The following is a 17,465-nucleotide window of genomic DNA, read 5'->3' as shown; positions in this document are numbered from 1 at the left end:
GACCGCCAGCGCCGCCGCCCGCGTCGCTTCCCCGCCCGCCAGCCAGGGATCGAGCGCCATCATCGTCCCCCACAGCACCGCGCCCATGGCGAGGCTGGCGGCCAGGCCGCGCGGCAGGCGCGATTTCAGGCGCGCGTCCGGCTCCAGATGGCCGCGCCTGCCCAACAGGTAGGCCAGAATGCCCGCGTTGATCCAGGCCGACAGCACGGTGCCGATGGCGATGCCCACATGCTTGAAGGGCCACATCAGCACCAGGTTGAAGGCGATGTTCAGCCCCATGCAGAGCGCGGCCACCTTGACCGGGGTCCGCGTGTCCTCGCGGGCGTAGAAGCCGGGCGACAGGGCCTTGACCAGCACATAGGCGGGCAGGCCCAAGGCGAAGGCGGCCAGGGCCCCGGCGGTGGCGCCCGCCTGTTCGGGCCCGAAGTGGCCGCGCTGGAACAGCACCCGCACGATGGGATCGGCGGCCACCGCCAGCGCCACCGCCGCCGGCAGGGTGAACAGGAAGGCCACCTCGATGGCCCGGTTCTGGTTGTAAAGGGCCTCGGCCACCTTGCCTGCCCTGAGCTGGCGCGCCATCAGGGGCAGCAGGGCGGTACCCACCGCCACCCCGACCACCCCCAAGGGCAGTTGGGTCACGCGGTCGGCGTAGAACAGGTATGATATGGACCCGGACGGCAGCAGGGAAGCCAGCACCGTGTCGGCCACCAGGTTGATCTGGTAGATACCCGCCCCCACCGCCACCGGCACCATGCGCTTCAGCAAGATGCGCACCTGGGGCGTCAGGCGGGGACGCACCCAGCGGACGCGGATGCCGGCCCGCCAGGCGGCGCCATAGAGCCAGGCGAACTGCACGACGCCGGCCGCCGCAACCCCCCAGGCCAGGGCATGGCCGGCGGTGGGCAGGATCTTGCCCAGCCCCAGGACGGCGCCGATCAGGCAAAGGTTCAGCAGCGCCGGGGCGAAAGCGGCGGCGGCGAAGCGGTGCAGGGAATTGAGCACGCCGCCCAGCAGCGAGACCAGCGAGATGAACAGGATGTAGGGAAAGGTGATGCGGGTCAGTTCGACGGTCAGATCGAACTTGCCCGGCTCGCCCAGGAAACCGGGCACGAAGGCCATCAATATCCAAGGCATGGCGACTTCCACCGCCAGCACCAGGACCAGCAGGGCCCAGAGCAGCACCGCGAAGGCCTGTTCGGCGAAGGCGCGGGCGGCGTCCCGGCCTTCGGTCTCGACGATGCCGGCCTGGATGGGCACGAAGGCCAGGCTGAAGGCCCCTTCGGCGAACAGGCGGCGGAACAGGTTGGGGAACTTGAAGGCGACGAAGAAGGCATCGGCCACCGGCCCGGCGCCCAGGGCGGCGGCCACCAGCACATCCCGGACGAAGCCCAGGATGCGGCTTATCATCGTCATGCCGCCGACGGTGGCGATGGAACGCAGCAGAGCCATGGCTTCTGTCTAGCGGGATTCGCCGCCTTCGGAAAGCGCCGCGAGGCGGGCGGGCTTCCTACAGCTTCTCGTCCAGCTGGGCGCCCTTGTCCTTGTCCTCCGCCTTGCCTTCGTAGGCCTGGGCCTTCTCCTTGGCCTTGTGGCCGTGGTGGCCGTGGGGGTGGCTTTCGGCCTTGGCTTCGGGGGCGGGGGGCGGGGCTTCCTTGGGGCCGCCCTTGGAAACCACCACCTTGGCCGGGCGCAAGAGCCGGTCGTGCAGGATGTAGCCGGTCTGCGCCACGTGCAGCACCGTGCCGGCCGGGACGTTGGGATTGTCCAGTTCCATCATCGCTTCGTGGACATGGGGATTGAGTCGCTGGCCTTCCGCCGCCACCGGCTTGACGCCTAAGCGCTCGAAGGCGTTCAGCATGTCGCGCTGGGTCATCTCGATGCCGGTCCAGAGGTTGGCCAGGCCCTCGTGGGCGGCCCGCGCCGCCTCGTCGACGCTGGCCAGCGCGCGGGCCAGGTTGTCGGCGACGCTCAGCATTTCCTTGGCGAAGCCGGCGGTGCCGTACTTGGCGGCATCCTGCTTGTCCCGTTCGGCGCGGCGGCGCACGTTTTCGGCTTCGGCGAGGGAGCGACGCCACTTGTCGTCCAGGTCCGCCACCTTGGCTTCCAGTTCGGCCAGGCGGGCGTCGGGGGCCGGGGCCTCGGCCTCGGGCGGGGCGGTTTCGGCGGCGGGAGCCTCGGCGGCCGGAGTCTCCTGGGTTGCGGCGTTCGCGTTTTCGTCGGACATGGTCTTCCTATCCCCCTGAAATCAGCCGCCCGATGACCTGGGCCGTGTAATCCACCATCGGAATGATGCGGGCGTAGTTCATCCGCGTCGGGCCGATGACCCCGATGGCGCCGACCACCCGGTTGCGGGCGTCGCGGTAGGGCCCGACGATGGCCGAGCAGCCCGCCACGCCGAACAGTTGGCTGTCGGCGCCGATGAAGATTTGGACTCCTTCCGCCGAGTCCGCAAGGGAGAGCAGCTTCAGCACCGACTCCTTGGTCTCCAGGGCGGCGAACAGGCCGCGGATCTGTTCCAGGTCGGCGAGCGCGCCGATGTCGCCCAGAAGGTTGGCCTGGCCGCGCACGATCAGCGAACCTTCCTTGGGATCGCCGGCCCAGGTGGCCAGGCCGGTCGCCACCACCTTGGCGGTCAGTTCGTCCAACTGGGCGCGGTGGTCCCGCAGTTCGCGGACGATCTCGTCCTGGGCTTCCGCCAGGGTGCGCCCGACCAGGCGCGCCGAAAGGAAGTTGCTGGCCTGCACCAGGGCGGACGGAGGCAGGCCTGGCGGCGTCTCGATGATGCGGTTTTCCACCACGCCGTTTTCGGTGACCATCACCACCAGGGCGCGGCCGGGGCTCAAGGAAACGAGTTCGATATGGCGGAGCGGACTGTCGGTCTTGGGCGCCACCACCAGCCCGGCGCAGTGGGACAGGCCGGACAGGGTGGAAGACGCCTGTTCCAGCACGCCTTCCAGGCTCTGGCCGGAAGCGGCGCACTTGGCGTCGATGTCGCGCCGTTCGGCGTCGGTCAGGTTGCCGACCTCCAAGAGCCCGTCGACGAACAGCCGGAGCCCCGGCTCGGTGGGCAGGCGCCCGGCCGAGGTATGGGGGGCGAACAACAGCCCGGCCTCCTCCAGGTCGGCCATGGTGTTGCGGATGGTGGCCGGGGACAGGGCCATGCGCAGCCGTCGCGCCACCGTGCGCGAGCCCACGGGTTCCCCCGTTTCCAGGTAGGCGTCGACGATCTGACGGAAGACCTCGCGCGAGCGTTCGTTGAGTTCGGTAATCATGCGGGGCGGACTCTATGAAAGCTGGGGTTTACGCGCAAGCCCGACCGCGCTAGCTTCCGAGGTCAACGATTCGCCCGAGGAACCCCAGATGAGACCTTCCGGCCGCGCCCTAGACCAGCTCCGCACCGTGGCGCTGGAACCTGACGTCAACAAGTACGCCGAAGGCTCTTGCCTGGTGCGGTTCGGCGACACCCACGTGCTTTGCCTCGCGTCCGTCGAGGACCGCCTGCCCAGTTGGCTGCGCGACGCCGGCCACGGCTGGGTGACGGCCGAATACGGCATGCTGCCCCGCGCCACCTCCCAGCGCACGGCGCGCGAGGCCGCCAAGGGCGGGCAGTCGGGGCGCAGCCAGGAAATCCAGCGCCTGATCGGCCGTTCCCTCCGGGCGGTTACCGACCTGAAGGCCATGGGCGAGATCCAGGTGCGCATCGACTGCGACGTCATCCAGGCCGACGGCGGCACCCGCACCGCTTCCATCACCGGGGCCTACGTGGCCTTGCATCTGGCTTTCCGGCGACTGGTGGAACTGGGCATGCTGAAGGCCATCCCACTGGTCGACCAGGTGGCCGCGGTGTCTTGCGGGCTCTACAAGGGGCATGCCCTGCTGGATCTGGACTACGCCGAGGATTCGGATGCCGAGGCCGACGCCAATTTCGTGCTCACCGCCAAGGGCGGCATCGTGGAAATCCAGGGTACCGCCGAGGACCGGCCGTTCAGCGAGACCCAGTTCCTCGACCTTCTGGGACTGGCCCGCTGGGGCGTCGACCACCTGACCGGTCTGCAACGCCAGGTCCTGGGGCTGGAGCAGCCCTGATGGCGCGTCGCTTTGAAGACGGGAAGCTGGTCATCGCCAGCCACAACGCCGGCAAGGTCCGGGAAATCGGCGAGCTGCTGGCGCCCTTCGGGGTCGAAGTTGTGTCGGCCGGCGCCCTGGGCCTGGCCGAGCCGGAGGAAACCGGCTGGAACTTCGTCGAAAACGCCCTCATCAAGGCCCGGGCGGCGGCCCAGGCGTCGGGCCTGCCCGCCCTGGCCGACGATTCGGGCCTGGCGGTGGAAGCCCTGGGGGGCAAGCCGGGCATCCATTCGGCCCGCTGGGCGGGCCCGGAAAAGGATTTCGGGCTCGCCATGAAGAAGGTCTGGAACGCCCTGGCCGGCGTCGACGACCACCGGGCCCATTTCGCCTGCGTGCTGGCGCTCTGCTGGCCCGACGGCCATTGCGAGACCTTTCAGGGCAAGGTCTTCGGGACCGTGACCTGGCCGCCGCGGGGCGACAAGGGTTTCGGCTACGATCCGATCTTCTTGCCCAAGGACCGACAGATCACCTTCGCCGAGATGGAACCGGCCGAAAAGCACGAGATGAGCCATCGCGCCGAAGCCTTCCGCCGCCTGGTCGCCGCCTGCTTCGCCTGAACCGGGAGCGCAGGCGCCTGGCGGAATTGCCGCCCTTGCCCCGTTCCCATGCCGTTGGCAGGATGGCGGCACGCGACGCTTGCGGATTTCAGCCATCGCGGTTGCGGGCGCTACGGCCTGAAAATCACAAAATCGGGGCGAAAATCGGGGGTCCGGCCCGATTTCTGGGTGTCCGACCGCCTCGGCGCCCAGATGGGGTGGGCGGCCAAGGATCATCAGGTCTGCCTTGCTCCCCTGCCGCGCGATATTCAGTATGTGATCGACAGCGGCGATGTCGCCCTGGCGCCGGCCATCATGGCGCTGCTGAAGCGGGCCATCCGTATCGGGCGGCGCCGCGCCGATCTCGCCGATACCACCCTGGCCGCCAAGCGCCTCGACATATCCCGGCTGACGTTGCGCAACAAGCTGAAGCAGTACGGCGTCGCCGAGGACGAGGAGGAGTAGAACAAGAGGGGCCGGAGGGCTTGAGGACGCCGGCCGGCCGGCCGTATACTCGGCCCATGGACCGTCGAACCGCCATCTCCGAACTGAGGGCCAGGGAGGCCCGCCTCCGCGGAGGAATCGGGCCGCTTCTCGTTGTTCGACCTCCTGGAAATCCGGTATTTCCTGGAGGATTCCATCCACGTGCCTGTCGATATCGCGACCCGCCGCTCCCTGCACCCGGCCCTCAAGGAGGCCATCGAGGCCGAAGCGGAAAGGGTGTTCTGATGGCTTTCCGGTCCCTGAAGGCCCGCCTGATCGACATCGCGGATGCCATCGAGGCCGTCGAGGGCCACTTGCGGCTGGTGCCGCTGGACGGTTTCGAGACCAATCCGACGGTCTATCGGGCCATCGAGCGCGAACTGGAGATCGTCTCCGAGGCGAGCCGCCACATTCCAAACGAGCGGAAGGGGCGGTATCCGAATATCGCATGGCGCAAGGTCGCCGACCTCGGCAACGAGCTCCGCCACGCCTATCACCGCGTCGATCCCGGCCTCCTCAAGGAGATCGTTCGCGAACATCTGCCGGTCCTCGGCACCGCCGTCCGGGAGATGCTGGCCGGGGAGGATTGAGGAGCGGGCCTTCGAGCAGCTTCGACGGCTTGGTGTCCGGCTGGTCTCCTGGAACCTGACTCGGGCCTGCAACCTGGCCTGCTACCTCGACGCCGAGCAGCGGCGGGCCGGCGGCGAGGGGGAGATGACGCCGGACGAGGCCCTGGCGGTCATCGACGGCCTGGCCCGTTCGGCGCCCGGGGCCATGGTCGTGCTGACCGGCGGGGAGCCGCTGCTGCGCGCCGACCTGGAGGTTCTGGTTGGGGCTTGCGCCTCGCGGGAGCTGATGCCGGTGATCGGAACCAACGGAACCCTCCTGGATGAGGCGCGGGCCATTTCCCTCAAGGCGGCTGGGGCGGGATTCCACCGATCCGGGGTTTCACGACGACCTGCGGGGCCGCAAGGGCGCCTGGCTGGGGGCCCAGGATGGCATCGCGGCGGCGGAGGGGCTGGTCGAGATCACGCCGGAATTCATGCTGCGGAACCGGCCCCCCTGGCTCGTCAGGAAAGAGTCGCGGCAAGGTCCAGACGAGCGGCAACCCGGAGAAGATTCCTGTCCCGCGTCCACAGCGCAGCCTCGGCCGTCAGCTTGACGGCGGCCAGTAGATGGACATCGACATAGCCGACTCCCAGGCCATGTATCTTGTGGCGGTCGATGAAGTGAAGCGCCTCCCGGTCGGTCGCGACGCAAACCTGGGGAAGATTCCCCAAAGCGTCGAGAACTTGGTGGCGGTGCCGCAACCCGCCGAGGGCGATTTCGCCGATCACGAAGGGATGGGTCAGGACCTCCCCCCTGCCGAGAAGCGTAGCCAGCCCGGCATCGCCCGCGCGGAGATGATCGACCCAGACCGATGTATCGACCAGGATCACGCCGGTTTCCGTCGCCGGGGCGGCGGCGCCAGATCCGGCTCGCTGCCGCCGAGCCGGGCCAGTCGCCGCGCGCTCTCGCGCTCGATGAGCGCTTTGAGAGCTTCCCGGACCAGCGCCGTCTTTTCCGTCAATCCCGTGAAGGCCTGGGCCTTGGACAGCAGTTCGTCGTCGAGGGCCAGCGTCGTGCGCATCGCCATTGGGCTCCTTCAGGCGCATCCGATATGTCATCGATTGATGACCATTTTCATGCCCCCCGTCAAGGAGCTTGGCATTTCTCCGTCGCCGAGATAGGCGGCTGCCCGCCGGGCGGTGGCCAAATCCTGGGCGATGCAGGCCGTGGTGGACATGCCGGCCAGGAAGTTCCCGGTGACGAACAGGCCGGCATGGGATTCCTCCAGGCCGCGCAGGGTTTCCAGCCTTACGGCATGGTCCATCCCGTACTGGGGCAGGCCGCGCATCCAGTAACGGCTGCGGGCGACGACCGGGGGGCCGGTGACGCCCAGCAACGCCCGAGCCTCCCCCATGGCGAGAGCCTTCAGTTCGGGGACGGGCAGACGGGCCGGCTCCGGTTGGCGGGCGCCCCCCCACAAAGGCGGTGAGCGCGACGTACCCCGGAGGCGCGCGGCCGGGAAAACGGGTCGAGGAGAACAGCATGCCGAGCGCCGAGCGCTTCTCGACCGAAGGGGCCAAGTAGCCCACCGGCGTCGGCAAGGGCAAGCCCTATCTCTCCCAGCGCTGGCCGGATAACTTCCTGGTCATCAACACCAAGGACGCGGCCAGCCGGGGCATCGAGAGCGGCGACTGGGTCGAGGTGCACAATGACACCGTTTACATGCAGACCGGCCGGCCTTTGACCATGTTCCTTGCCCCCGACGGCCGGCCGATCCTGGGCGGCGGCTACTTTCCGCCCGATCCACGCGGCGGCATACCGTCCTTCCGCGAGGTTCTGGACCAAGCCGTGGCTCTCCATCGCCAAGGAAAGACGGTGGCCGATACCGGAAAGCGCCACCCCGCCTCCGGAGGGGACGCCTTGACCCGCCTGGCTGCCGAGGCCGATCCCTTCGAGGGCGGTTTCGGTGCGGCGCCCAAGCATCCGCGCCTTCCCGCCCTTCTGGCCCTGTGGCGGGCATCCCGGCGCGAGGGCTGTGCGGACTGGCGGGAGATCGTGACCCTGAGCCTGGAGCGAATGGCCCTGGGAGGCCTCTACGACCATGTGGGCGGCGGGTTCTTCCGCTACGCGGTCGATGCCGCTTGGCGGGAGCCCCATTTCGAGAAGATGCTGGACCTCACGCCGCGATGCTGTCGCTCCTGGTGGAGGTCTGGAAGGAGACCTGCTCCCCCCCTTCTGGAGGACCGCATCCGGGGCACGGTCCATTTCCTTCTCGACGACATGCGCCTGCCCGGCGGCGGGTTCGGTTCCGGGCCGTGCGCAAGGCGCGGCCCCGCCTGGACGACAAGTTGCTGGCCGATGCCAACGGCCTTGCCATCGCCGCCCTGGCCGAGGCCGGCGTGGCGCTGGGAGAGCCGGGCTGGATCGCGGCGGCCGAGGATGCCTGGCGCTTCGTTGCCCGTCATCTCATGTCGGGGGAAGGACTGGTCCACTGGTGGCGGGACGGCCGCCCGGGCGGGTCGGTCCTGGACGACTGGCACCAGCAGATGGAACAAGATCGAACACCGCCGCTTCTCGTTCATCACCCAGAATTGGCGTGCCCGACCGCTGGTCAGCTACCAAGCCATCGTCCAACTGAGTGCCGCCACCACCACACAGGCCGTCCTCAAGGTCCAGTCCGAGACCCTATCCCGCCGGCGTATAGGTCATCGCCGCAGAGATGGCCGAAATCAACATCCAACGCCATGAGTGCCATGGCGATTGGAACTACACCATTTTGGCGCACGCTCCAAATTAGGGCGGTAATTCATCAGCGGACCCAAACCGCCGGATTTAGGTTCAGAACTTCTGCGCGGTGCGGCGGTGGCTGAGGTAGGCCTCGGCGGAACCGGCGCGGACCAGGTCCAGGGCGCAGCCCAGCATCCGGTCTTCCTTGTCGCCGTCCTTGGCCAGCGGGCAGTCGGCTTCGGCGAGGGTGGCGCGGGTCCGGCTGGCGGCTTCGTTCTGCGCCGGAATGGCATGGGGCAGGTCGGCCTCGCGGCGGCGCTTGGCCTGCTTTTCCGGGTCCTCCGGCGAGGTTACGGCGATGTCGGGTTCCACGCCCAGGGCCTGGATGGCGCGCCCTGACGGCGTGTAGTAGAGCTGGGTGGTCAGGCGCAGGCCGCCTTCCACCGGCAAGGGCAGGATGGTCTGCACCGAGCCCTTGCCGAAGGAACGGGTCCCCATGACCACGGCCCGGCGCTGGTCCTGCAAGGCCCCGGCCACAATCTCGGAAGCGGAAGCGGAGCCGCCGTTGATCAGGACCACCAGCGGCAGCCCCGGCGCCGCGTCGCCGCCGCCCGCATCGTAGGAACGGCTGTCGTCCTTGTCGCGGCCGCGCACGCTGACCACCGTCCCGTGATCCAGAAAGGCGTCGGCCAGCGCCACCGACTGGTCGAGCAGGCCACCGGGATTGTTGCGCAGGTCGAGCACCATGCCGCGCAGCTTGCCGCCCGCCTTGGCCCGGATGTCGTCGATGGCTTGGGAAACGGTTTCTTCCAGCTTCGCGTTGAACCGGGTCACCCGCAGGTAGCCCACGTCGCCTTCCAGCCGCCAGCGGGCCGCCTTCACCTCGATGACCGCCCGGATCAGGGTCACGTCGAAAGGCGCCTGTTCGCCCCGCTTGACGGTCAGACGGATCTTGGTGCCCGGCTTGCCCCGCATGCGCTTGACCGCGTCGGCCAACTGGATGTCCTTGATCGACTGCCCATCCAGGTGGGTGATCAGGTCGCCCGTCTTGATGCCGGCCCGCGCCGCCGGAGTTTCCTCCATGGGGGCGATGACCTTGACGTAGCCGTCCTCGCTGGAGACCTCGATCCCCAGGCCGCCGAATTCGCCCTTGGTGGCGACGCCCACTTCCTTGAACTCGTCGGGATTGAGGTAGCCGGAATGGGGGTCCAGGGACGTCAGCATGGCGTCCAACGCCGTTTCCACCAGGACCGCCGGGTCCATGGACTTGGGGTCCGGGTTCTTGTCCTTGACGCCCTTGATCGCCGCCTCGATCAGCTCGCGGTCGGCCACCGGATGGACGTAGTTGGCCCGCACCCGCTTGAAGGCGTCCGAGAAATGCTTGAGTTGCCGCCCCGCCTGGCCGTCGTCCTTGGGCTTGACGTAGCCCCGGTAGGTCTCCTCGAAACGCTTGAGCTGCCGCTCGCCCTCGGCGTCCAGGGACAGCGCATCGCCGGAAAACAGCCCGGCCACCCGCCCGACGGCGAAGGGAGAGTCGCCGCCCGAGCAGCCGACCAGGGACGGCAGGACAGCCCCGGCGGCGAAGCTCGCCGCCAGCACCAACGCCCGCGACAGGCGGTTCCAGCTCATCCGTACTCCTTCTGACTTCGGATCGACTCTAGCCGTCCGCGATCATCTTGGCGATCAGATCCTTCAGCACCGCTTCGGATTCGTCGTTGTCGACCTGGCAGGTGCCGGCATTGGCATGGCCGCCGCCGCCGTACTTCAGCATCAGTTCGCCGATGTTGGTCTTCGAACTGCGGTTCAAGATGGACTTGCCGACCGCGAACACCGTGTTCAGCTTGTTCAGCCCCCAAAGCGCATGGATCGAGATGTTGGTCTGCGGATGCAGGGCGTAGATCATGAACCGGTTGCCGGCATAGATGGTGTCTTCCTTGCGCAAATCCAATACCACCACGTTGCCATGCACCGTGGCGCAGCGTTCGAGCTGGCGGCGGAAGGGTTCCCGGTGTTCCATGTAGAGATCGACGCGTTCCTTGACGTCCGGCAGCGCCAGAATCTGGCCGATGTCGTGGTTCCGGCAGTAGTCGATCAGCTGCATCATCAACTGGTAATTGGAGATGCGGAATTCCTTGAAGCGGCCGAGCCCGGTGCGGGCGTCCATCAGGAAGTTCATCAGCACCCAGCCCTGGGGGTCGAGGATCTCCTCGCGGCTGAACTGCGCCGAGTCGCCCTTGTCCACCGCGTCCATCATCGCGTCGGAGACCGTGGGGAAGGCCTTCTTGCCGCCGTAGTAGTTGTAGACCACGCGGGCCGCCGACGGGGCTTCCGCCTCGATGATGTGATTCGCGGCCCTCTCGCCCAGGCGAATGGTTTCGCTCAGGTGATGGTCGAAAGCCAAGTGCACGCCCTTGACGTAGGGCAGGTTGGTGGTGATGTCCGAATCCGAGATCAGGATCGTGCCGTCCTGCATGTCCTTGGGATGGACGAACTTGATCTCGTTGATCATGTCGAGTTCCTTCAACAGCACGGCACAGGCCAAGCCGTCGAAGTCGCTGCGGGTCACCAGGCGGAATTTCTTTTCGCTCATAATCTATCCCCCGTTACATCCGGCAGAGGGTCGACCGGGCAGACACCCCCGACTCCTTCCCGCGGCACCATACCCCATTTTACCTTCCGGCCCAAATGCTTCCGACAAGCAATCCGATTTCCCGGAGTCTGGGGCTCCGGGACCGGAAGTTCAAGGGGTTGCGCCGCTCACCCCTTCTTCAGGGCGGCGTAGGCATCGGCCAGGGCCGGGCCGGCATCGGGAGGAAGCATCTGGTCCAGGGCCGGCAGGAAGCCCATTTCCTCCTTCTGGACGTGGAAGACCTCGCGTTCGACCATTTCCAGGCCCAGTTCGTGGAATTCCTTCCAGGTCGCCGCGTCGAACGCGCCCGCCTGGGCGGCGCGGCCCAGGTCGGCCAGGCGCTTGGCCACCGGGCGGATCGAGTCGTGCTCGTCCTTCAGCATCATCGGGATGCCGGGCCCGGCCAATTCCATGAAGCGCGGGAACAGGTGCTGCTCCTCGAAGGAATAGTGATGGGATATCTCGCCCTCCATGCTGGCGACCAGGTCGCCCAGCAGGGCCGCCGTCTCGCCGTCGCCGGCCGACGGCGGGGAGCCGGCGTCGCGCTTGCCGAGATAGGTTTCCAGGCGCTCGAGCAGCGCCAGGACGGACATGTGTTCCTCATGCAGGGTCTGCAGGATGGGCAGTCGGAGGTAGAACATCGGTTTCGGTTTCCGTTGCTTGGTGTTGTTGTTGCGCGCGCGAGCGCAGCAGGCGCCGGTAGACGTCCGCCACGAACCAGAAAAAGGCGGCCGCCCCGGCCAGGCCGATCGAGGCGGCGCCCTGGATGACGGCCGGCCAGCCGCCGCCGATCCCCACCGCCCCCAGCGCCAGGGCGGCGAAATGGCAGGCGGCGTGGACCTTCAGGGGACCTTCCGCCGCCAATTCCGAAAGCCTGGGCGTGCGTCCGCCCTTGCCCTTGCCGGCGTTCATGGAAGCCAGGAAAGGGACGATCCGTTGGAGGATGCCGGTCAGGAAGGTCAGCAGCCAGCCGAATAGCGCCAAAAAGCCGAACAGCGCGACCATCCGCCCGCCGCCGCCGCCAGCCGCCGCCAGCCCCCCGACGGTTAAGGTCAGGGGCAGCAGGCCCCAGGCGGTTTTCACCAGGACGAAGGACAGGCCCAGGTTCTTGCGCATGCCGGTCTTCAGGCTGAGACGCATCTGGTGCAGGTGCACTCCGGTCGCCGCCAGGCCAAGGATGGCCGCCCCGACCAGTAGGACCGAAATGCCGGAAAGGGCTCCGGACACGCCCGCCAGCAGGGCGGCCAGGGCCAGACCGTAGCCCAGCTTGGCCCGGCCCGGATCGGAAGCCGGAGACAAGGCGAACATGGGCACCAGGATGTGACTGTAGCCGAAGGCGAGGAACCCCATGAAGCCGAAGACCGCCAGGATCAGGTGGGCCAGTCCCGCCGACGAGCGGTCGGGCAGGAAGCCATGGTCGTAGTCGGCGATCAGGGCCAGCCCCAGCAGCGCCAGGCCGCCCAGGGCGGCAAGCGCCGTCCAGGCGTGGAACCGCAGGACAAGGAGGATGCCCCGCGTTTTCCATAACAGGTCGCCCACCACCCAGGCGAACGGCAGAAAAGCCAGACTGACCGTCCCGGCGCCGATCGCCATGACGCCCGGCTTGCCGAGATGGAAGCCGGCCAGCAGCACGAGGGCGCCGGGAAACAGCAGCCAGAAAGCCAGCCGACAGGGCCAGAGAGCGACCAATTCCTGTCCCGTCGCCACCGGCAACATCTGGAAGGAGGCGCCCATGGCGGTGGCGGCGAACACCCCCAGGGTCAGGGCGTGGACCACCGCCAGCACCGGCCCTGGACCGCCGCCGTAGCCGGGCACCTGGTCGGCCGCCAGGGCGAGCAGCAGCCAAGCCAGCACATGGCCGGCCGCCGCCCCCAGGAAAAACCGATAGGGCACGGAGACAGGCAGCAACCGCTTCTGGGCTCCCATCAGGATGGCGCCGGGAAAGCTCATGCGCCTTCTGCCTTCGATAGACGCAGCCGTACCCCGCCATCGGACGCCGGCAGGGCTTCGGCCTGCCAGCCACGCTCCGCCAATTCGGGGTAAAGGAAGATGGGGTCGCGGGCCAGCAGGACTTCGAACGGCCCGCCCCGTCCCTGCCCGCTATCGATGCGCGACAAGATGGCGACCAGGGGGCCCGGCGCCTCCATCCTCCGCAGATCCAGCACGGCCATGTCCAGGGGCGCCACCGGATGAGAGGGCGACATCCCGCCCCCGTCGCGATGGAAGACCACCCGCCAACGCCCCGGCGCCTCGCGCCGCGCATGGCTGGAAAAGCCAGCCCCCCCCAGCAGCCGCCGCAAGGGCAGGGGATCGAAAGGCGCCAGGATGGAGAGGTATCCCCGCTCGGGCACGGCCCGGGCCAAGCCGACAATGCGGTCGCGCGGATCTTCCCCGGCGGCGATCTGCGGCCGGACGTCCAGCGGGATATCCTGCGCCGCGGCCTCGCCCATCCAGGAGGGAACGGTCTCGGCCTCGTCCTGGGTGGCCCCCAGGCCATCGGCTTCCCCGTTGACGAAGGCGACCAGGGAAAGCGGGCCGACCTCCGCCATGTGGGCAGCCTCGCCGAGGGTCACCTCGCCGGCCAGGGCGGGATCGGCGAAACAGCCGAGGGCGGGAAACCGCCTGCGCAGTTCCTCCAAGGCCGCCGGCCGGACCGCCATGACCCGCGCGACAGGATCGGATACCGTGAAACGCGTCATCTTGGAAACAACCGCAGGCGCTTTCTTCGTCGCCCGGAAATCCCTCGTTGCACCGGCCATGACACTAAGCTCTGCGAGCCTCCATTCTCCTTGATGGCAATCAATCGTCCCGAGATGTCGAAATTCTTTGGGGTTTCTACAAATCGGTTCCATGTATATAGTGTGGCCCAAATTCGCGAGACCAAGTGTCTCAGGGGGAGTCCATGCTGTCCAACGTCCGCATCGGCGCGCGCATCGCCATCGCCCTGGTATTGCCCATCCTGGGCCTGCTGCTATTTTCCGGTCTCGTGGTTGTCGACCGCATGGGCGAGGAAAGCAAGACCCGGCAGCTCGAGGCTCTGGTCACAACCGGTCCGGTCATCAGTGCCTTCGTCCACGAGATGCAGAAGGAACGCGGCATGTCCGCCGGTTTCCTGTCCAGCAAGGGCGAAAGCTTCAAGGACGATCTGCCCAAGCAGCGCAAGACCGCCGACGACAAGCGGACCCTGGCCGAGAAGGCTCTGAAGGGCATCGACCTTGGCCGCTACGGCGCCCAGTTCGCCGCCAAGGTGCGCGATGCCGAAGCCGCCGTCGGCAAGCTGGACGATACCCGCAGGCAGGTTTCCGCCCTGGGCATCGCACCGCCTGATTCGGCTGGCTATTACACAGGCACCATTGCCAAGCTGCTGGCCATCGTGGAAGAAACCGCCCTCCTCAGCACCGACGCCCTGGTGACCAAACAGATCGTCGCCTACACCAGCCTGCTATACGGCAAGGAGAGGTCCGGCATCGAACGTGCCCTGGGCGCCGCCGGCTTCGGTGCCGGCACTTTCTCGTCGGCGCTTTACAAGCAGTTCTGCGAACGGGGCGCCGAGCAGCAGACCTACTTCCGCACCTTCGAAGCGTACGCCGGTGACAAGCTGGTGTCGCGTTTCCGCGAGACCGTCAAGGGCAAGGCCGTGGACGATGTTGAACGCATGCGCAAGGTCGCCATCGAGAGCTTGGCCACCGGCAGCGTCCAGGGCGTCGAGGCGCCCCAGTGGTTCGCCGCCGCCACGCAGAAGATCGACCTGCTGAAGGCCGTCGAGGACGAGGCCGCCGTCGGCCTGGAGAAGCTGGTGGAGGAAATCCATTCCTCCGCCGTGCGCGACCTGACCCTCTATTCGGCCCTCACCCTGGTCCTGCTGGCCGCCGCCGCCGCGCTGACCGCCGTCATCGTGCGGGGCATCACCGGCCCCATCGCCGGCATGACGGATGCGATGGGACAACTGGCCCGCGGCGACACCTCGGTAGCCATTCCCGGCGTCGGCCGCGGCGACGAGATCGGCCACATGGCCGCCGCCGTCCAGATCTTCAAGGACAACCGCATCGCCGCCGACCGCATGGCCGAGGACCAGCGCCGCGAGGAAGCGTCCAAGGAACAGCGCCGCCAGGCCATGGAACGGCTGATGAACGTCTTCGAGAAGGGCGTCACGGGGGTGCTGGGAGCCGTCAAGACCGCCTCCACCACCATGGAAGGTACCGCCCAAGGCATGGCCGCCACGGCCGAGGAGACCAGCCGGCAGGCCACCCATGTGGCCGCCGCGGCCGAGGAAGCCTCGACCAACGTGCAGACGGTCGCCGCCGCCACCGAGGAACTGTCGGCCTCCATCGCCGAGATCAGCCGTCAGGTCAACCAGGCCAACACCATCGCCGCCAACGCGGCATCGGAGGCGGAGCGCACCAATGCCCAGGTCAGGAGCCTGGCCGACGCCGCCCAGAAGATCGGCGAAGTGGTCGCGCTGATCACCGATATCGCCGAGCAGACCAACCTTCTGGCCTTGAACGCCACCATCGAGGCCGCAAGGGCCGGCGACGCCGGCAAGGGCTTCGCCGTCGTGGCGTCGGAAGTCAAGAACCTGGCCAACCAGACAGCGCGCGCCACCGATGAGATCGGCGCCCAGATCGCCGGCATCCAGACCGCCACCGGCGACGCGGTGACCGCCATCCAGGGCATCTCCCGCACGATTTCGGATGTCAGTGCCGCGGCCTCCGCCATCGCGGCGGCGGTCGAGGAACAAGGCGCGGCGACCCGCGAAATCGCCCGCAACGTCGAGGAAGCCTCGAAGGCGACCACAGACGTCAGTTCCAACATCGCGGGCGTCAACCAGGCAGCCACCGATACCGGCGAATCGGCCACCGAGGTGTTGGGCGCCACGCGCCAACTCCTTCATGAGTCCGATGTCTTGCGCAAGGAGGTCGAAGACTTCCTGACCGGCATCAAGCGCGTCTGATCGACGGGTCAAATCGCCGGCAGGAAGGCCCGGAAGGTACTGCCCTCGCCGGGCGTCGAATTCACGACGATCCGCCCGCCGTGTCGTTCCGCGATGCTGCGGCAGAGCGCCAGGCCAACCCCGGTACCGGGAAAGGCCTCCTGAGTATGCAGGCGCTTGAAGGGCTGGAAGATGATCTCGTGGTACTGCGGCTCGATGCCGATGCCGTTGTCGGCGACCGCGATCTCCCATTCGGCGCTGTCATGGTGGGCAACCACCGACAGAACGATGATCGGCGGCACGCCCGTCCGGCGGTACTTCACCGCGTTGGACAAAAGGTGCTGGATCATCAGGGAAATCTGCATCCCGTCCCCGATGACCTCGGGGAGGGCGCCGACGCAAACCCGCGCCTTGGCTTCGTCCAGCGAGCTCCCCAGCGTTTCCAGGGCCGTCGCCACCACATGTTCCAGGTCCACGGGTCCGAAGGGGGCCGCCTTCAGATTGGCGCGGGAGAACATCAAGAGGGCATTGACGAGGTCCCGCATGCGGCGGGCGCCGCCAACCACGAAATCCAGATAGTCGCAGCCGGCCCGGTCCAGGCGGTCGCCGAACTCCCGTTCCAGCCGCTGGGCGTAAGTGGTAATGATGCGCAGCGGTTCCTGCAGGTCGTGGGTGGCGACGAACGTAAAGCGCTCCAGTTCGGCATGGGAACGGGTCAACTGCTCGATGGCGCGGCGTTCGGCTTCCGCCGCCGCCTGGCGCTCGGAAATGTCGCGGGCCACCCCCAGAATAAGCTCGCGGTCGCCGGATCGGATGGCGGTCATGTTGATTTCGACCGGGAAGATGCTGCCGTCGCCGCGCCGATGCTGGCTCTCGAAGGTCACCGTGGCCCCGCCCCGTACCTTCGCCCAGAGCCCTGCCGCCGCGGGCCGGTTGAAGGCGGCATCGATGTCGAAGACGTTGCGCGAAAGCAAGGTTTCCCGATCATGGCCGATGCTTTCGACGGCGCGGCGATTGACGTCCACCAGGTTTCCCTGGTCGTCGCAGACGAAGATGGCGTCCGGCGTGGCGTCCATCAGCTTGCGCAGGCGCGCCTCGCTGTCGCGCAGGGCGACGAACAACGGCCGCACGAGGGCGAGCCCGGCCACCATGAGCACGGAAATTGCCAGTGCCACCAGTTCTGCCGAGAGAAGCGGCGGAAGCGGCGGTGCCGCCGTGAAGGCATAATAGAAGGTGACGGTGCGCCGCACCGCCATCAGGATGATGGCGCTGGCGATCAGCGCCCAGGCGAGAAGCCGGCCGGTGACCGGAACCAGCGCCAGCGCCAAACCCGCTGCCGCGAACTGCAGGACGATGGACGCCCCCAGGACAGCGAAGGACAGCATTCCCATCCCTTTTCGATCCGAGATTCCGACCCCTCCGCACCGGAACCATCGTAGCACCGCGAGGGAGGCCCGGGAAAGGGGCCGCATTCCGCAAGCGGTGC

At 67.7% G+C, this 17,465-nt stretch carries 17 protein-coding genes and 2 pseudogenes; 7 read left to right on the top strand and 12 right to left on the bottom strand.

All coding sequences use genetic code 11. The features are described 5' to 3' along the window. The 3 genes from murJ to hrcA all read right to left on the bottom strand — a co-directional run. The coding region (gene murJ, locus H7841_06750) for a murein biosynthesis integral membrane protein MurJ (protein MEO5336575.1) at positions 1-1,449 on the bottom strand (1,449 nt) is incomplete at its 3' end. 58 nt (positions 1,450-1,507) lie between these two features. After that, positions 1,508-2,224 (bottom strand): nucleotide exchange factor GrpE, encoded by a 717-nt coding sequence (grpE, locus tag H7841_06745; GenBank protein MEO5336574.1) that lies wholly within the window; start codon positions 2,222-2,224, stop codon positions 1,508-1,510. A 7-nt stretch (positions 2,225-2,231) separates the two neighbouring features. Beyond that, positions 2,232-3,272 carry a heat-inducible transcriptional repressor HrcA gene (gene hrcA / locus H7841_06740; GenBank protein ID MEO5336573.1) on the bottom strand — a complete coding sequence of 347 codons (1,041 nt, stop codon included), beginning with the start codon at positions 3,270-3,272 and terminating at the stop codon, positions 2,232-2,234. Between the two features lie 88 nt (positions 3,273-3,360). Between hrcA and rph the strand changes: the two genes are divergently transcribed. The 4 genes from rph (at position 3,361) to H7841_06720 (ending at position 5,734) form a co-directional block, all read left to right on the top strand. Beyond that, the gene (gene rph, locus H7841_06735) at positions 3,361-4,086 is read left to right on the top strand and encodes a ribonuclease PH (protein MEO5336572.1); all 726 of its coding nucleotides are present in this window, start codon (positions 3,361-3,363) and stop codon (positions 4,084-4,086) included. Continuing rightward, positions 4,086-4,682, top strand: coding sequence for an RdgB/HAM1 family non-canonical purine NTP pyrophosphatase (gene rdgB / locus H7841_06730; GenBank protein ID MEO5336571.1), 597 nt, complete (start codon positions 4,086-4,088; stop codon positions 4,680-4,682). Before rph ends, rdgB begins: the two co-directional genes overlap by 1 nt. A gap of 168 nt (positions 4,683-4,850) precedes the next feature. Then, complete coding sequence (locus H7841_06725; protein MEO5336570.1) at positions 4,851-5,126, top strand: hypothetical protein; 276 nt, start codon at positions 4,851-4,853, stop codon at positions 5,124-5,126. A gap of 263 nt (positions 5,127-5,389) precedes the next feature. After that, positions 5,390-5,734 (top strand): DUF86 domain-containing protein, encoded by a 345-nt coding sequence (locus H7841_06720; GenBank protein ID MEO5336569.1) that lies wholly within the window; start codon positions 5,390-5,392, stop codon positions 5,732-5,734. 480 nt (positions 5,735-6,214) lie between these two features. On the opposite strand, the gene H7841_06715 is transcribed toward H7841_06720, so the two are convergent. Genes H7841_06715 through H7841_06705 form a run of 3 tightly spaced genes read right to left on the bottom strand, consistent with a single transcriptional unit; the run spans position 6,215 to position 7,107 of the window. Next, on the bottom strand, positions 6,215-6,583 hold the full coding sequence (locus H7841_06715; GenBank protein ID MEO5336568.1) for a PIN domain-containing protein: 369 nt from the start codon (positions 6,581-6,583) through the stop codon (positions 6,215-6,217). Beyond that, on the bottom strand, positions 6,580-6,774 hold the full coding sequence (locus tag H7841_06710) for a type II toxin-antitoxin system VapB family antitoxin (GenBank protein ID MEO5336567.1): 195 nt from the start codon (positions 6,772-6,774) through the stop codon (positions 6,580-6,582). The genes H7841_06715 and H7841_06710 overlap by 4 nt, the downstream gene beginning before the upstream one ends. A gap of 33 nt (positions 6,775-6,807) precedes the next feature. Further along, positions 6,808-7,107: a hypothetical protein gene (locus H7841_06705; GenBank protein MEO5336566.1), complete on the bottom strand. Its 300-nt coding sequence runs from the start codon at positions 7,105-7,107 to the stop codon at positions 6,808-6,810. Positions 7,108-7,439: 332 nt separating this feature from the next. Between H7841_06705 and H7841_06700 the strand changes: the two are divergent. Both H7841_06700 and H7841_06695 read left to right on the top strand, forming a co-directional pair. Further along, positions 7,440-7,499: pseudogene (locus H7841_06700) on the top strand (thioredoxin domain-containing protein). 729 nt (positions 7,500-8,228) lie between these two features. Next, positions 8,229-8,490 (top strand): annotated as a pseudogene (locus H7841_06695) (ISAzo13 family transposase). 41 nt (positions 8,491-8,531) lie between these two features. Here H7841_06695 and H7841_06690 read toward each other — a convergent pair. The 5 genes from H7841_06690 to H7841_06670 all read right to left on the bottom strand — a co-directional run bounded on the left by H7841_06690 (position 8,532) and on the right by H7841_06670 (position 13,748). Then, entirely contained in the window at positions 8,532-10,049 is a 1,518-nt protein-coding gene (locus tag H7841_06690) for a S41 family peptidase (GenBank protein MEO5336565.1), read from the bottom strand. A gap of 28 nt (positions 10,050-10,077) precedes the next feature. After that, entirely contained in the window at positions 10,078-11,010 is a 933-nt protein-coding gene (locus H7841_06685) for an exopolyphosphatase (GenBank protein MEO5336564.1), read from the bottom strand. Between the two features lie 167 nt (positions 11,011-11,177). After that, entirely contained in the window at positions 11,178-11,690 is a 513-nt protein-coding gene (locus tag H7841_06680) for a hemerythrin domain-containing protein (protein ID MEO5336563.1), read from the bottom strand. Next, complete coding sequence (locus H7841_06675; protein ID MEO5336562.1) at positions 11,650-12,999, bottom strand: hypothetical protein; 1,350 nt, start codon at positions 12,997-12,999, stop codon at positions 11,650-11,652. The genes H7841_06680 and H7841_06675 overlap by 41 nt, the downstream gene beginning before the upstream one ends. Next, positions 12,996-13,748 (bottom strand): DUF2249 domain-containing protein, encoded by a 753-nt coding sequence (locus tag H7841_06670; GenBank protein ID MEO5336561.1) that lies wholly within the window; start codon positions 13,746-13,748, stop codon positions 12,996-12,998. Before H7841_06670 ends, H7841_06675 begins: the two co-directional genes overlap by 4 nt. Positions 13,749-13,951: 203 nt before the next feature. On the opposite strand from H7841_06670, the gene H7841_06665 reads away from it, so the two are divergent. Next, entirely contained in the window at positions 13,952-16,000 is a 2,049-nt protein-coding gene (locus H7841_06665) for a nitrate- and nitrite sensing domain-containing protein (protein MEO5336560.1), read from the top strand. Between the two features lie 8 nt (positions 16,001-16,008). On the opposite strand, the gene H7841_06660 is transcribed toward H7841_06665, so the two are convergent. Continuing rightward, positions 16,009-17,364 carry a PAS domain S-box protein gene (locus tag H7841_06660; protein ID MEO5336559.1) on the bottom strand — a complete coding sequence of 452 codons (1,356 nt, stop codon included), beginning with the start codon at positions 17,362-17,364 and terminating at the stop codon, positions 16,009-16,011. Positions 17,365-17,465: the final 101 nt, after the last annotated feature.

This window comes from Magnetospirillum sp. WYHS-4 (assembly GCA_039908345.1).
Taxonomy (GTDB): domain Bacteria; phylum Pseudomonadota; class Alphaproteobacteria; order Rhodospirillales; family GLO-3; genus JAMOBD01.
Note: the sequence above shows the minus strand (reverse complement) of the source record. Positions and strands in the feature narration are given on the sequence as shown.